Below are 1,416 nucleotides of genomic sequence, written 5' to 3'. Positions count from 1 at the left end.
TCGTCGACGCGCCGGTAGGTGTGGGCCCCGAAGTAGTCGCGCAGCCCCTGGGTCAGGGCCGCGTTGAGCCGCGGGCGGCGCAGGGAGTCGTAGTAGGCCAGGGTCGAGGAGAACACCGGGGCCGGGATCCCGCGCTCCACCGCCCGGGCCACCACCCGCCGCCACGCCGGCAGCGCCGCCTCCAGGGCGGTGGTGAACGCCGGGGCGAAGAGCAGGTTCGCCGGGGCGGACCCCCCGGCGTAGGCCTCCATGATCGTCTCCAGCAGCTGGGCGCGGATGATGCACCCCTCCCGCCACAGCGAGGCGATCGCGGCCAGATCCAGCTCCCACCCGTACTCGGCCCCGGCCAGGGTCAGCATGTCCAGCCCCTGGGCGTAGGCCACCAGCTTCGAGGCGTAGAGCGCCTGACGCACGTCCTCCACGAACCCCGCATCCCCCACCACGTCCTCGGTGGTGTCCCCCACCCCGGCCGGCAGCAGCCGCTGGGCCTGGGCGCGCATGGCCGGCTCGGCCGAGGACAGCGCCCGGGCGAAGACCGACTCGGCGATCCCCGTCACCGGGCTGCCCAGGGTCAGCGCCTCCTGCACCGTCCAGGTGCCGGTGCCCTTCTGCCCGGCCGCGTCCACGATCACATCGATCAAGGGCTTACCCGTGCGCGCATCGACCTGGGCCAGGACCTCGGCGGTGATCTCGATCAGGTACGAGGCCAGCTCCCCGGTGTTCCACTGGCGGAACACCCCCGCCTGCTCCCCCGGCTCCAGCCCGGCCACCGAGCGCAGCAGCTCGTGGGCCTCCCCGATCACCTGCATGTCGGCGTACTCGATGCCGTTGTGCACCATCTTCACGAAGTGCCCCGCCCCGTCCGGGCCGATCCACGCACAGCACGGGGACCCGTCCTCGGCCCGCGCCGCGATCGACTCCAGCATCGGCCCCAACGAGACATAGGACTCCTCCGGACCCCCCGGCATGATCGAGGGCCCGTTCAGCGCCCCCTCCTCCCCGCCGGAGACCCCCACCCCCACGAAGTGCAACCCGACCTCGGCCAGAGCGGCCTCCCGGCGGCGGGTGTCCTGGAAGTACGAGTTGCCCCCGTCGATCACGATGTCCCCGGGCTCCAGCAGCGGCACCAGCGCCTCGATCACCGCATCCACCGGATCCCCGGCCTTGACCATCACCAGGATCCGCCGCGGGGACTCCAACGCCCCCACCAGCTCCTCCAACGACTCCGTACGCACGAACGACCCCTCGTGCCCATACGCCTCCAGCAGCGCATCCGTGCGCGCCACCGACCGGTTGTGCAACGCCACCGTGTACCCCTTGCGGGCGAAGTTGCGGGCCAGATTCGCCCCCATCACCGCCAGACCCGTCACACCGATCTGCGCCTTCTTCATCTCAGCCACCATGACACCCACCCTA

1 protein-coding gene is annotated in these 1,416 nt (G+C 71.7%); it reads right to left on the bottom strand.

Features of this window, described 5'->3' with window-relative positions; genetic code table 11:
• The coding region (gene gndA, locus LQU92_RS14820; RefSeq protein ID WP_374229732.1) for an NADP-dependent phosphogluconate dehydrogenase at positions 1-1,400 on the bottom strand (1,400 nt) is incomplete at its 3' end.
• Positions 1,401-1,416 lie beyond the last annotated feature (16 nt).

Origin of the sequence: Kocuria sp. LUK (genome assembly GCF_021012935.1) — a bacterium.
In the GTDB taxonomy this organism is placed as follows: Bacteria; Actinomycetota; Actinomycetes; order Actinomycetales; family Micrococcaceae; genus Kocuria; species Kocuria flava.
This window is presented reverse-complemented; position numbering and strand designations above follow the sequence as displayed.